The following is a 13,500-nucleotide window of genomic DNA, read 5'->3' as shown; positions in this document are numbered from 1 at the left end:
ATTCTATTTTCTTATTTCACGATTAATACGGTGATGGTTGTCAGCAGCGAGGCCAGCGACATCCAGAAAGACGCGGAACGGACGTTGTTCCCGTTCACGGTGGCCTGCCGCGCCCGTACGGAATTGGGTTCGACGTATACGATGTCGTTCTGTTGCAGGTAGTAGACCGGAGATGCGTAGAGGTCGTGCCCCGAATTCAGGTTGACTTTGTAAAGCACCTTTTTCCCGTTTTCGTCGCGCTGGACCAGCACGTTGTCCCGTTTGCCGTAGACCGTGAGGTCCCCGGCCATGCTGATGGCATCCAGCAGCGTCAGCCGGTCCTTGTCGATGCTGAAACGTCCGGGGTGGACGACCTCGCCTAAAACCGAGACCGTCAGGTTCATGAACTCGACCGTTACGACAGGGTCTTTGACCAGGTCCTGCGAGATCAGCTCGTGCTTGATGTGGGCGGCGATCTCTTCGCGGGTCATGCCGGCCACATGGACCGGACCCAATACCGGAAAGTCGATGTCGCCCTCCTTGTTTACCGTATATCCGGATATGCCCTGGCTATTCGAAGACGAGGCGGACGAGACCGTGCCGATCTGCCGGGATACGATGGGGAGATTGAACAGATTGGCCAGCAGCGGATCTTTGCTGTTGACCAATATGGAGATCTTGTCTTCCGGCCGCACCCGGATCTCCGTGGCGCTCGACACCTCCTCCGCTGTCCCCGGCTGTATATCCTGAAAATAAGCGATTTTCGGTGTGGCGCATGAACTGAGCAGCGCAGCTGCGACCGATACCCGTAGGATGTTTGTGATTCTCATATTTGCGATTGAATGATTTGTTTCCATTACGATGGCGGCGTCAAATCCGGTCGATCGTCTTTTGCAGCCAGATAAACCCTCGGGTGCGGCTGATGTGGATTCCGTACCCTATCCGGCGGATTTTGCGCAGCAATTCCGTATTGCGGTCCAGATGCCATTGCATGAAATGATACAGTCCGAATGTGGCCAGCAGACTCATTCCTGCGACGGCATACAGCTGTACGTCGATCGGGGCGCCCGACACGGCCAGCAACCACCAGCACAGGACCACAGACACGTTCAGGGACAGAATCGCCAGAGTCGTCGCCATATGCGAGGCGCCCAATTCGATGAACATGTGATGCAGGTGCGTCTTATCGGGATGAAAGGGCGACGTGCCTTTCAGGATGCGGGTTGACATGACGCGCAGCGTATCGAACACGGGAATGCACAGGACGGCGAGCGCGAAAGGGATCAGCCCGATACTCTCCCCTACGTAGGCGGCGCAGAGCGAGCCGCTTTGCAATATTTCGATGACGAAAATCGACATGATGATGCCCATCACCAGCGTGCCGCCGTCGCCGATGAACATCTTCGATGTTTTGCCGAAGACGTTGTGGAAAAAGAAAGGGATCAGCGCTCCGACCGACACCACGGCCAGAAGTGTCATTTTCATATCGCCCGACAGATAGAACAGCGTGCCGAACATCATGCAGGCCAGGATGCAGAATCCCGAAGAGAGTCCGTTCACGCCGTCGATCAGGTTGATGGCGTTGATGATCCCCACGGACGCGACGACAGTCAGCGGAACGGCTATCCATCGGGGAATTCGGCCGATGCCCCATAATCCGTGAAAATCGTCGATGCAGTAGCCTCCCGCATGGATCAGCAACAGTACGACGAGGATTTCGATCAGGAACCGCAGGGCCGGGGAGAGGTTCAGAATGTCGTCCATCGTCCCGGTGTAGAGCATCGCCATCATGGCCATGATGACGATCAGCAGTCCCGAGCTGTTCACGGCGCTTTCGACGCTTCCGATGCCGATCACGATGCCGAAGAAGACGGCGACGCCTCCCAGAACCGGAACCGGAGTGCGCTGCAATTTGCGCGCGTCCGGATTGTCCACGATGTTTTTCAGCAGGGCGATCTTGACCAGACGGGGATGAATCCAACTGACGACCAGCAGCGAGAGGAAGAAGGAGACTAAAAGGCTGTAAAGCGGCGACATATGTTTGAAATGATCTTGTGGAATGGCGGTCTGTTCACCGGATTCGGACGGAACGGTCGAATCCGTATGTTCGTATGGAGGTGCGGATGCCTATGTCAGTTCTTCCACTTCTGTCCGGTGCCATTCCCGGTAATGTTCGAACGAGAGTTTTTCCGCCGTCAGCACCCGGCGGTCCGGTTCGGCGGCCTTCAGGAGATGGCGGCGGGAGTAGGCGCACAGTTCGGTATCCGTGATTGAGGCCATCACGACGGGGAATGGATAGGTGACGAAGCGGATGATCGACGTATCGCTTCGGGGAAACAACCGGCACAACTGATAGGCCGAGTGTTCGAAAGCCACCCAATAGCTCTCGAAACCATAGAGATAGGCATATCGTTCATTGTCTTTTTCCCGGGCCATGATTTCGGCCTGATGGGCTGAAAGAAAAGCCATCAGGCGTAATCCCGGCGCTTCTGCGTCCCGAACAGGCTGCTGACTGTCCGGAATTCCGGCGATTTCGGTGCTTTTCATAGATCGGATTCTGTTGCGGGGGTGTCAGTGCCCCAGCCAGCGGTCATAGTCTTCCAGCCGCCGGATGAGTTGTTGTTTGCTCTTTTTGGGATTCTCCTCCTGCCGCCATTTGTCGATGATCTCGTGTGCCTGGGCGTGGTAAAGGCAACTGTTCGTGCATCCGTAGAGCGTGGTGAGAAGAAGTGCCCGGGATTGCTCCGCCTTGACGAGGGGCAGCATCGCTCGGAGAGTTCCGATCAGTTTTTCGGATTCCTGCCGGTTCCCCGTTATCGTGTAGGCCGGCAGCAGCATTGCGTAGAGTTTGCTGCGCATGATGTCGGAATCCATGCGTAGGCTGCCGTATTGTTGCACTGTTTCGGCGGCCAGCTTGCGGTCGGCTTCGGTTATTCCGTCTCCCGGGCGGTGGAAACGCCCTAATGCCTCGTGCAGTTTTAAGAGCTGCCGATCGTTTCCCAGACGGGTATAGACGTGTTTGCCGTCGTCGTTCAGGGCGATGACCTCATATTGGCCGGGTTGTACGCGCAGCAGCGGGACCCACATGTAGTTCTCCACGCAAACCATAATATCCCGCTTCCCGGCGCCGGGCTGAATGATGACGCTGGCTTCGGCTCCTTTGAACCGCCCTTCGGTGATGCGTATCCGGTCGCCTTTGATAAGTTGCTCCGGTTGCGGCGTGTAGACGGGGATCACGTTGGAATAGGAATCGGCTACCCATTGCAGGTTCGTCATCGCCTCCTCGGAGAGATAGGGATGGTATTCGCATTTCCCGTCCTTGATGCGGGGCAGGAAATTGTATAGGGGCAGCCATTGTTTCATCCGGTATATTTCGTGCTCCGAAGCGTGGATGAATACGTAGTTATACAACAACGGGCGACGGGTCTCGACAAACCTGCCGTCTCTCTTTTTCACCTCCACATACGAAGGTGCGAAATATTCGAATGATGGCTCTCCGTTTCTGCGGCGGCGTTCGAGCTCCTCTTGCAGCCCCTTGGCCGGACCTTTGTGGCATGAAGGGAGCACCAGCACGTACCATCTGACGACGTGCGTATCCCTCATGCGTTCCGGATATGCCGGAGCGGCGGAAACGGATTGGGATTTTCCGAAGGAGCGAGAATCGATTTGCATCGGCTGCACCGGTGAGCCACTCTTTCCCATAGACAATTCAAAGCCATATCGGCGCTGTTGTCGAATGCGCTGATATACAATAGATTGTACCCAAAATGCGAGAGAATTCCGAAAATATCATCTATTCTCTACTGTGTTTCTAAAATAAACAAGGTCAAATTCGTGTTCCCATCATTTGACCCTGCCTCGCAATTAAAAATCCCCTTGATTTTAAGGAGAAAAACGCAATTTCATCTTATGGTTTCTTCCTAAGAGACCATAAATCGTGATTATCTGTTTTATAGACCGGAATAATTATTATTCGTTGTCAACAATTCCGCTTTTTTTCTAAAACGGATCGCCTGATTCATTAAGGATGATTTTGTCCGATCCAATAATATATATTATGATGCAAGTGTTTAATTTACAAATCGTTTTTCGGAGGGGGGGGGATTTTGGCGCATAAAAAATACCGAATTTTATTTGGCCCTTTGGACAATAATCTGTACTTTTGTACAACAAATATGGTCTCTTAGGAAGAAACCATCCAGTCGGAAAAAAGTTGGCCATTGTTCTCGGCAGATTCTCTTGCAGATATTGTTTTCGGATATCCAACGTAATTTTCTCAAGAATTTCCATATCTTTGAGGTATGGACAGGACTGAATTAAACGAACGATTCAAACAAATATTGGAAGATACGGTGTTACCTCAAAGGACACCGCCAGAAGAAATTCAGCGACAACTCCAAACAATCGAGAACTTGGTTAAACCCAATGTCCCGGAGCGATTGTTTCGGTTCCGAAGTGCGAATTTGCACAGTGTCATGTCTTTCGAGCACAATACCATAACGCTTTGTTCTGCCGATTTATTTCCGGATAGGTTCGATTCGGTCGTATATGTAAACAAAAACAAAATTCGCAACGATGTCAATCTCGGTTTCAACTGGGAATTTCAAAAAAGCATCATAGATGAAGTCCGACAAACAGGACGTTTCCCTGAAGCATTGGTTCATCTTTACGGCGAAGCCAATGCCGCACAGCTGGTGTCCTTATATACTACTGCTTCTGACGAGGAAATAATTGCTGGTTGGGAATACAGCAAAGAACATATTCAACAACAGATTTTAGATAATATTTCACCTCTTGCCACTCAACAAATCAGTGCGGCCCGTCAAAATACGGAAACAAAAATAGCCTGCTTTACCGAGGACGTCCATTCGGCCCATATGTGGGACAGATATGCCGATGGGTATAGAGGTTTTGCGTTGGAATATGACTTACGAGGCCCGATTGTCGGAGAAGAAACCGAAGAGCAGGACGAGAAAGTTTATCCGGCATTATATCCCGTTATCTATTCCGATACGAAATACGACGCAACGGAAATTGCAAGCTGGAACTTGGTCAATGAATTTTCCACGGCAACAGGACTGTCATCGCCTTCATTTCCTGACATATTATACTGGCGTAAAGCATTCTTGTATAAGGATGCAGCCAGTTATGGCCATGAACGGGAATGGCGGTTTATGTGCACCTGTAAAAAGTCCCATAATTCAAAGTTCATGGAAATCACTTCGGGAAACAGGATGAAAGCAATCTATTATGGCCCGTATATCGCCGCAGATACAAAAGAACATTTGAGTATATGGGCTAAGCGACATAAAATTAAGGAATACGATGTCGCATTGGATGATAACAGCCGAAGTTTTGAATTAAGTATAAAACCGATATAAACAAGAGTCGCATTTGCGACTCTTGTTTATATTCATTCACAGACTTGGCTTATAATAGTTTCGTTCCAGCACCTCGTTGATTTTGGATTCAAGATAGAGGAAATTTATCTTATTTAGATAATCTATTTTCTCCGCCCAACGCATGGTAGAGCGAGACGATGCCCTGCAATTCGGAGAGGCGGTCGGCGATGGCGGAGAGCCGGGCCGAAAGCAGGGCTTGTTGTGCCGTCAGCACTTCGAGATAGGTCGTCGAACCGTGCCGCATCAGGAGCTGCGTACTCTCGACCGCCCGTTCGAGCGAGCGGAGCTGTTCGCGGCGGGTGTCCGTTTTGGCGCGTGCGGTTTGTACCTGCGTCAAGGCGTTGTTCACCTCCGCGCCGGCGTTGAGCAGGGCTTGCTGGAACGCAAGGCGCGCCTCCTCCTGCTGCGCCTTGGCAATCTTCACGCGGGCGCGGTTCTGGCCCGCATTGAAAATCGGTTGCAGCAGCGAACCTGCCGCCGAGAGCAACAGTTTTCCCGGATTGGCGACGATAGCCCCCGCGCTGTTCGTCCAGCCGGCCGAGCCGCTCAGCGTCAGCGACGGATAGAGTGCGGCCCGGACCTCGGCCGTCGCATAGTATGCCTGCACGAGCGCCTGCTCGCTCTGGCGAATATCCGGACGGCGGGCCAAAAGTTGCAGCGGAACGCCGACGGCCAGTTCCGTCGGAACCGACTGCACCTCCAGCCAGCTGCGTTCGATCGTATGCGGCGTGTCGCCCAGCAAAAGCGTCAGCGAATTTTCCGTTTGCCGGATCGAGTTGCGCAGATCGTGCAGCGATGTTTCGGCGGCATAGAGCGTCGCTTCGGTCTGGACGACGGCGGCTTCATTGGCATTGCCGGCCGCTTTCAACGCCCGCATGACGTGCACCTGTTCCCGGTAACGCTCCACGGCTTGCTCCGTGACGGCCACCTGCGCGTCGAGGCTCAGCAACCGATAGTAGTAGTCGGCCACATTGGCTATCAGTTGCGTCTGCACCGCATCGCAGTAGGCTTCGCTTTGCAGCAAAGCCGCACGCGAACGTCGTTTGGCGTTGGTCAGGCGACTGAAAATATCGACCTCCCAGCTCGCCGTGACGGGAACGTTGTACGTCCACGCGGCTTTCGCGCCGTCGAAGCTGCTCGTACCGCCCGTCGGCGCGAAGCTGAACGACGGCAGATAGGCCAGCCGCGCCGCTTTCAATGTCGCTTCGGCCTCCGTGATGCGCAGCCGCGCCACCTGCAAATCGGTGTTGTGAACCAGCGCCGTGTCGATCAATCGTTGCAGCAGTCGGTCGGTGAATAGCTCGCGCCACCCGATGTCGGCAATGGATGCAGTGTCGGCTGTCGCATACTCTGCGCCGTAGAGGTCGTCGGTCCGCACTTCGGGGCGGGTGTAGGGTTTGTAGATGCCGCAGGCCGTGAACAGCGATGCGGCGATTCCGATGAATATGATCTTTTTCATTACTTCTCCTCTTTCCGGTTTTGCAAATCCTCCATTTCGGCCCGTATCGACCACTCGCCGGCCCGCTCGAACTGCATGGGGCGAATCTTCTCCTGCAACCATTGGAAAGCGACGAACAGCACGGGCACGATGAACAGCAGGGCGAGCGTTCCTACGAGCATGCCTCCGACGGCTCCCGAACCGAGCGTGCGGTTGCCGTTGGCGCCGACGCCCGTCGATACCATCAGCGGCAGCAGACCGAAGATCATCGTCAGGGCGGTCATCAGAATTGGGCGCAGACGCACTTTCGCAGCCCCGACAGCGGCCTGGATGAGCGACATGCCTGCCTCGCGGCGTTTGACGGCGTATTCGGTAATGAGAATCGCCGTTTTGGCCAGCAGACCGATCAGCATGATGATACCCGTTTGCATGTAGATGTTGTTCTCCAGTCCCATCAGCTGCGCGAAGAGGAACGAGCCGAACAGCCCGAACGGCAGCGACAGCACGACGGCCAGCGGGATAAGGAAACTTTCGTACAGCGCGCTCAGAATCAGGTAGACCAGCACGAAGCAGATGGCGAAAATCACGACCGTGTTGCTCGTCGAGGTGCTTTCCTCGCGCGTGATGCCGCCGAACTCGTAGCTGTACCCTTTGGGCAGCGCCGCGGCCGCCGTCTCGCCGATGGCGCGGATGGCATCGCCCGACGAGTAGCCGTCGGCTGCCGCGCCGTTCACGGCGATCGAGCCGTAGAGGTTGAAACGGTTGAGCGACTGGGGGCCGTAGGTCTTGGTCAGCCGCGCGAACTGCCCGACCGGGGCCATTTCGCCGTTGGATGTGCGGACGTAGATGTGGTTCAGCGACTCGGGCGTCACGCGGTACGACGGGTCGGCCTGGATCATCACGCGGTAGAGCTTCGAGAAACGGTTGAAGTTCGAGACGTATTGTCCTCCGTAATAGCCCGATATGGTTGCCAGCACGTCCGACGGCGAGATGCCCGACCGCTCGCACCGCGCGGCGTCGATGTCGAGCGTATATTGCGGGTATCCCGACGAGAACGACGAATAAGCCGCACCGATTTCGGGACGCGCGGAGAGTGCCGCGATGAATCCGCGCGTGGCCTCGTCCAACTCGGCGACGGGTTTGCCCGCCTTGTCCTGCACGTGCAGCTCGAAGCCGTTCACCATGCCGTAACCCGTAATCATGGGCGGTGCCGCAGCGAAGATCTGCGCATCGGGAATCCTGGTCGAGAGCGCGTTGATGCGGTCGATGACCGACTGCACGTCGTCGCCCTCGCCGGAGCGTTCCGACCAGTCGCGGAGCGAAAGGATGATCATGCCCGCGCTCGCACCCGAACCGCTGAACGAATAGCCGCTCACGGTGGCGTAGTGCTCGACCTGCGGCATTTGCTGAATCTCCTTTTCGAGCTGCGACAGCACGCGGGTCGTGGCGTAGAGCGACGTGCCGGGCTTGGTGGTGACGCTGACCATGACCGATCCGGTGTCCTCGTCGGGAACCAGTCCCGTCTGCGTGTTCTTCATCAGGACGACGAGCAGCACGACGGCCGCTGCGAGCATTCCCCACGCCACGAAGCGGTGGCGCACGAACCAGATGACGCCGCGCACATAGCGCTGCACCATGACCGAGAAGGCGGCGTTGAATGCCTTGCGGAACCGCGCGGCGAAGTTCTTGCGCACGTTGCCCTCCTCGTCCACATAGGGTTGCAGCATCAGGGCGCACAGCGCGGGCGAAAGCGTCAGGGCGTTGACGGCCGAAAGACCGACGGCAACGGCCATCGTGATGCCGAACTGCGTGTAGAAGACACCCGACGTGCCGCCCATCATCGAAACGGGAATGAAGACGGCCATGAAAACTAGCGTCGAGGTGATGATCGCGCCCGTGATGCCCTGCATGGCGTCGTTCGTGGCCATGTAGGCCGATTTGTAGCCCACGTCGAAATGCGCCTGCACGGCCTCGACCACCACGATGGCGTTATCGACCACCGTACCGATGGCCAGCACGAGGGCGAACAACGTTAAGAGGTTGATCGAGAATCCCAGCAGCGACATGACGGCGAACGTGCCGACCAGCGAGACGACGATGGCGATGGTCGGAATCAGCGTCGAACGGATGTCCTGTAAGAAGACATAGACCACCAGCACGACCAGCAGAATCGCTTCGACGAGCGTCCACAGGACGTTCTCCATCGAGGCGTAGAGGAAACGGTTGACGCTCAGCAGGTCGGCGAACGTCAGCCCGTCGGGCAGCTCCTCGGTCAGCTCGGCAATGAGGGCGTCGATGTTCTCCACCACCTCCGTGGCGTTCGACCCTGCGCTCTGGTACGCCTCGCCGATACAGCCGGCATGTCCGTCCGTGAGGGCCCGATAGGTGTATGCCTCGTCGCCCATCTCCACGCGGGCGATGTCCTTCAGACGCAGAATATCGCCGTTCGGCAGCGAGCGGATGACGATCTGCTCGAACTGCTCGGGTGTCGAAAGACGGCCGCTCCATTTGATCGTATATTCGTAGGCGTTCGCGTGGTTCTCGCCGAATGCGCCCGTCGCCGATTCGAGGTTCTGCTTTTCGAGGGCGGCAGTCACGTCGGAGGGTATCAGCTTGTACTGCGCCATGACATCGGGTTTGAGCCAGATGCGCATCGAGTAGTTCGACGCCAGCACGTTGAACTCCCCCACTCCCGCGATACGCTTCATGCGCGGCTCGACGTTGATCTTCATGTAGTTGTTGATGAACTGCATGTCGTACGAGTCATCGGGGCTGTACAAAGCCACCACCTTCAGCAGCGACTTCTGTTGCTTGAGGGTCTGCACGCCGATTTTCGTCACCTCGGCGGGCAGCAGGCCCTGTGCCTTCGACACGCGGTTCTGCACGTTCACGGCGGCCATGTCGGCATCGACGCCCTGACGGAAATAGACGTTCACCGTCACCTCGCCCGTGTTGGAGGCTTCGGAGTGGATGTACGACATATTCTCGACCCCGTTGATCGCCTCTTCGAGCGGCACGATGACGGCCTTCTGCACCGTCTCGGCGTTGGCTCCGGGATAGGAGGTCGTCACCTGTACCGTCGGCGGCGCAATGTCGGGATACTGTTCGACCGAAAGGGTCGTCAGGGCGATGATGCCCAGCAGGACGATCGTCACGGAGATGACGATCGAGAAGACCGGACGGTCTATGAAAAATCGCAGATTCATACCTCACCTCCCGCGTTATCGGTTATCGTGATTTCGTCTCCGTCGTTGAGCAGGCCCACGCCCGTCGTGACGATCCGGTCGCCTGCCGAGAGACCTTTCGTCACGGTGTAGTTCACGCCGTCGTGTATCGGGCTGACCTCCACGCGCGTGGCGACGGCCCGGCCGTCGATGACGCGATAGACGAAGATTTTGTCCTGCAATTCATAGGTCGCTTCCTGCGGAATCGAAATGGCATTTTCCACCTGCTGCGGAATCACCACGTTGCCCGTGCCGCCGCTGAACAGCACTCGGTTCGGGTTGGGGAATACGGCGCGCAGCGATCCGCTGCCCGTTTCGGGGTTCAGCACGCCGCTGATGCTTTCGATGCGCCCCTCCTCGGCATAAATGCTTCCGTCGTTCAGCCGCAGCTGCACGGTGGGCATCTCTTCGAGCGTCCGGTCGAGCGAACCGTAGCGCATGACCAGTTCCTGCAAGCGGTTTTCGGACATCGAGAAGTAGACGTACATCTCCGAATTGTCGGCCACGGTCGTGAGGGGCTGTGCCGACGTCGGACCGACCAGTGCGCCCACCCGGTAGGGAATCGTGCCGACCACGCCGTCGGCCGGACTCTTCACCTCCGTATAGGAGAGGCTGTTGCGGGCGTTGGTCTCCTCGGCCCGCGCCTGCTCGAGCGAGGCTTCGGCAACGGCCAGCGCGTTGCGGGCGGTCGAAAGGTCGAACTCCGAAACGACATTCCGCCGGAACAGTTCCTGCTTGCTTTCGTAAGTGATTCGCGCCGTTTCGACCTGCGCTTCGGCGGCGTGGACATTGGCCACGGCCGTGCGCAGGGCCGCTTCGTAGGGCACCCGGTCGATGACGAAGAGCGATTGCCCGCGTTGCACTTTTTCGCCCTCTTTGACGCAGACGCGCTGAATCGTTCCCGATACCTGCGGATAGATTTCGATGTCCTGCCGTCCGCGCACCGAGGCGGAGTAGGATTCGGTAAGCGTTACGTTCGTCGGTTCGACCGTTAGCACCGAATAGCCGACCTGCTGCTGCGGAGCGGCGGCCTCCCGGCACGATCCCATACACGCGGCCAATAAGAGTGCCGCACCCGATAGTTTCTGTTTCATGGTTGCTTTTTGTTTTTCCGGGGCAAAATTACGGTTTCCCCGACGTTCGGACGGCATACAAATCCAAACAACAAGGAGACTTTTGGAAACAACATCGGGTCGTTTCGCCGAATTGTGCTATCTTTGTACGTGAAAAATAAAAACTATGGAGCGAAACCGGGAGGCGGAGTATAGAATCGGAGTGTCGGATTTGAGCGGGTCGCTCGGCTCCGCGATTCGGACAAAGGGGTGCTTGCTGCTCTTTTGCCTGCAAGGCCGGGCGATCGTTTCGGCCAATCTCGAACGACGGGTGTTCCGTCGCGGCGACATTGCGGTCATCTTTCCCGACACGCTGTTCGTCGTACACGGAACCGGCGGCGATTTTCGGGTGCGGCTGATCGAAATTTCCTCCGCGCTCACCGATGAAGTCATCCTGCCTCTCTCGTCGGTATTTTTCGAACGCATCTACAACCAGCCGATATTGCCGACCACCGGGGAGGACCGGATATTGTCGGAGACATGGAACGCCCATATCGACCATTGCGCGCAATGCTCGGCCGCGAAGTCGGCCCGTATGATGATACGGAATCAGCTGCAAAATCTGTTTCTCGCAATGGAGGTCAAGCTGGTTTTCGATGCCCCGCCCGGGAATATCGAATCCATCCCCTCTTCGCGCCGCCTTTTCAACTGCTTCTGCAAACTGGTGACGGAGAACTGCTATTCGCAGCACGAGGTGAAATTCTATGCCGACAAGCTCTGCATCACACCCTACTACCTTTCGAAGATAACCGCCCGAATCACGGAGGCGACTCCCAAGCAGCTCATCGACTGGCAGATCGTGATGGAGATCAAGCATCTGCTCACCTCGACGGACATGACGATCAAGGAGATCGCCAACATGTTCCACTTCGATTCGACCTCCTATCTGGGGCGCTATTTCCGCCGTCATACGGGCATGACACCCAGCGAGTTTCGGAAACGGTAAGAGGTATATTGGTATATTATTTTTTCACTTTGCTTCGTCTTTTTGGGTAGAGGTAAAACACGGCGATACAGATCGTAGTTGTAGCCTCCGAAAGCGACAAGGCCAACCAGATGCCTTCAATGCCTAATACTTTGGGTAGTAGTACAAAACTCGGAACGAGGAAGAGCATACCGCGCAGCAAGGCAAAAGCGGTGGCCGGGCGAATGCGCTCTACGCTTTGATAGTATCCTACGGCGGTCAGATTCAGAATGAAGAAGACAAACGCAGTTGAGAAAAGCGGGAACCCGTTGATGGCGATTCGTGCCGCAGGAACCGTAGGGTCTATAAACAGACCGACCAAATATTGCGGACAGTATGTAAAAAGCAGTGTAACCACCGTCCCGCATGCTATGGCAGTGAGCAAGGCGATGCGCTCTGTCGCCGCTACACGATTGTGCAGTCCGGCGCCGAAGTTATAACTGATAATAGGTTGTGCGGATTGGGCGATGGCATTACCTACCATGAAAACAAAGGGGGTATAGTAGCATGTGATGCCGAATGCGCCCACGCCATCATCGCCCAGATAGCGCATGAATACCTGATTGCCAATGAACATCAATATGGCCATAGTACTTTCTCCTAGTAGTGCCGATGAACCGATGCGGCACTGGTAACCGATGTTGCGCAGCGACAGACGCAAACTTTTTCGGCTCCATTTGGGCATGACAGGCCGCAAATGTCTGGCGCGAAAGAGCAGATAACCCATGCTGATGCACCCTCCGATAAACAGACTTATTGTCGTAGCCGCCGCAGCACCCATCACCCCTAATCCCAATGGGAACACGAACAGCCAGTCCAATACGATATTGACAGCTGCCGGAATAATGTTGCACCACATCGCCAATCGTGGCGCACCGTCCAGCCGAATAACAAAAAGCGCAATGGAAACCCATATCTGGAACAGCAGCGAAGGCACGAACCACCGCAAATAGTCTTTTACAAATGGCAACAGATGCTCTGACGAACCGAGCAGACGGCCCGTAGCATCGGGAAACAACAGGATGATGATCGATGGCACCGACGTTACCAGCGTGGCAAACAGCAAGGCTTGCGTTACATTCATTCTCGCTATTTTTTCCTTGCCACGCGATATGTGTATGGACGCGACCACGGAGCATCCGGCACCGACCATCAGTCCCACACCCGTGAAGAACATCAATAGAGGAATACAGATGTTGATGGCGGCAATGCCGTCGCTTCCGACACCATGTCCTACGAAAATACCGTCGATAGCCGTTACTGCCGACATACAAAGCATTCCCAGCAATGTGGGAATGAAATATCGGTTAAATAACTTGAACACATTTGCATTTCCTAAATCAATGGCATCTCTTTTCATATTCCATAATTTTAATATTCC

Annotated in this window: 10 protein-coding genes; 2 read left to right on the top strand and 8 right to left on the bottom strand. The window is 55.7% G+C overall.

The features are described 5' to 3' along the window. Positions 1-11 precede the first annotated feature (11 nt). From NQ519_RS15630 to nusG, 4 genes are all read right to left on the bottom strand, one after another. Positions 12-809, bottom strand: coding sequence for a polysaccharide biosynthesis/export family protein (locus tag NQ519_RS15630; RefSeq protein WP_026076417.1), 798 nt, complete (start codon positions 807-809; stop codon positions 12-14). A 40-nt stretch (positions 810-849) separates the two neighbouring features. Next, on the bottom strand, positions 850-2,016 hold the full coding sequence (locus NQ519_RS15625; RefSeq protein ID WP_019150229.1) for an MraY family glycosyltransferase: 1,167 nt from the start codon (positions 2,014-2,016) through the stop codon (positions 850-852). Positions 2,017-2,106: 90 nt separating this feature from the next. Then, complete coding sequence (locus tag NQ519_RS15620; protein ID WP_044118602.1) at positions 2,107-2,526, bottom strand: hypothetical protein; 420 nt, start codon at positions 2,524-2,526, stop codon at positions 2,107-2,109. A 24-nt stretch (positions 2,527-2,550) separates the two neighbouring features. Continuing rightward, positions 2,551-3,582, bottom strand: coding sequence for a transcription termination/antitermination protein NusG (gene nusG, locus NQ519_RS15615; RefSeq protein ID WP_371173654.1), 1,032 nt, complete (start codon positions 3,580-3,582; stop codon positions 2,551-2,553). Between the two features lie 698 nt (positions 3,583-4,280). On the opposite strand from nusG, the gene NQ519_RS15610 reads away from it, so the two are divergent. After that, complete coding sequence (locus tag NQ519_RS15610; protein WP_019150233.1) at positions 4,281-5,360, top strand: DUF2971 domain-containing protein; 1,080 nt, start codon at positions 4,281-4,283, stop codon at positions 5,358-5,360. 109 nt (positions 5,361-5,469) lie between these two features. Here the strand turns inward: NQ519_RS15610 and NQ519_RS15605 are convergent, their stop codons facing one another. Genes NQ519_RS15605 through NQ519_RS15595 form a run of 3 tightly spaced genes read right to left on the bottom strand, consistent with a single transcriptional unit; the run spans position 5,470 to position 11,137 of the window. Then, a complete protein-coding gene (locus NQ519_RS15605; protein WP_019150234.1) occupies positions 5,470-6,840 on the bottom strand; it encodes a TolC family protein in 1,371 nt (456 codons plus the stop codon). Further along, positions 6,840-10,025, bottom strand: a complete 3,186-nt coding sequence (locus tag NQ519_RS15600; protein ID WP_019150235.1) for an efflux RND transporter permease subunit — start codon at positions 10,023-10,025, stop codon at positions 6,840-6,842. The genes NQ519_RS15605 and NQ519_RS15600 overlap by 1 nt, the downstream gene beginning before the upstream one ends. Further along, complete coding sequence (locus NQ519_RS15595) at positions 10,022-11,137, bottom strand: efflux RND transporter periplasmic adaptor subunit (RefSeq protein WP_044118603.1); 1,116 nt, start codon at positions 11,135-11,137, stop codon at positions 10,022-10,024. Before NQ519_RS15595 ends, NQ519_RS15600 begins: the two co-directional genes overlap by 4 nt. A 145-nt stretch (positions 11,138-11,282) precedes the next feature. On the opposite strand from NQ519_RS15595, the gene NQ519_RS15590 reads away from it, so the two are divergent. Further along, on the top strand, positions 11,283-12,101 hold the full coding sequence (locus NQ519_RS15590) for a helix-turn-helix domain-containing protein (protein ID WP_083870968.1): 819 nt from the start codon (positions 11,283-11,285) through the stop codon (positions 12,099-12,101). 16 nt (positions 12,102-12,117) lie between these two features. Here the strand turns inward: NQ519_RS15590 and NQ519_RS15585 are convergent, their stop codons facing one another. Then, a complete protein-coding gene (locus NQ519_RS15585; RefSeq protein WP_019150238.1) occupies positions 12,118-13,479 on the bottom strand; it encodes an MATE family efflux transporter in 1,362 nt (453 codons plus the stop codon). Positions 13,480-13,500 lie beyond the last annotated feature (21 nt).

It is taken from the genome of Alistipes senegalensis JC50 (genome assembly GCF_025145645.1).
GTDB lineage: Bacteria > Bacteroidota > Bacteroidia > Bacteroidales > Rikenellaceae > Alistipes > Alistipes senegalensis.
The sequence above is the reverse complement of the archived record's forward strand: the minus strand, read 5'-3'. Positions and strand labels throughout refer to the sequence as shown.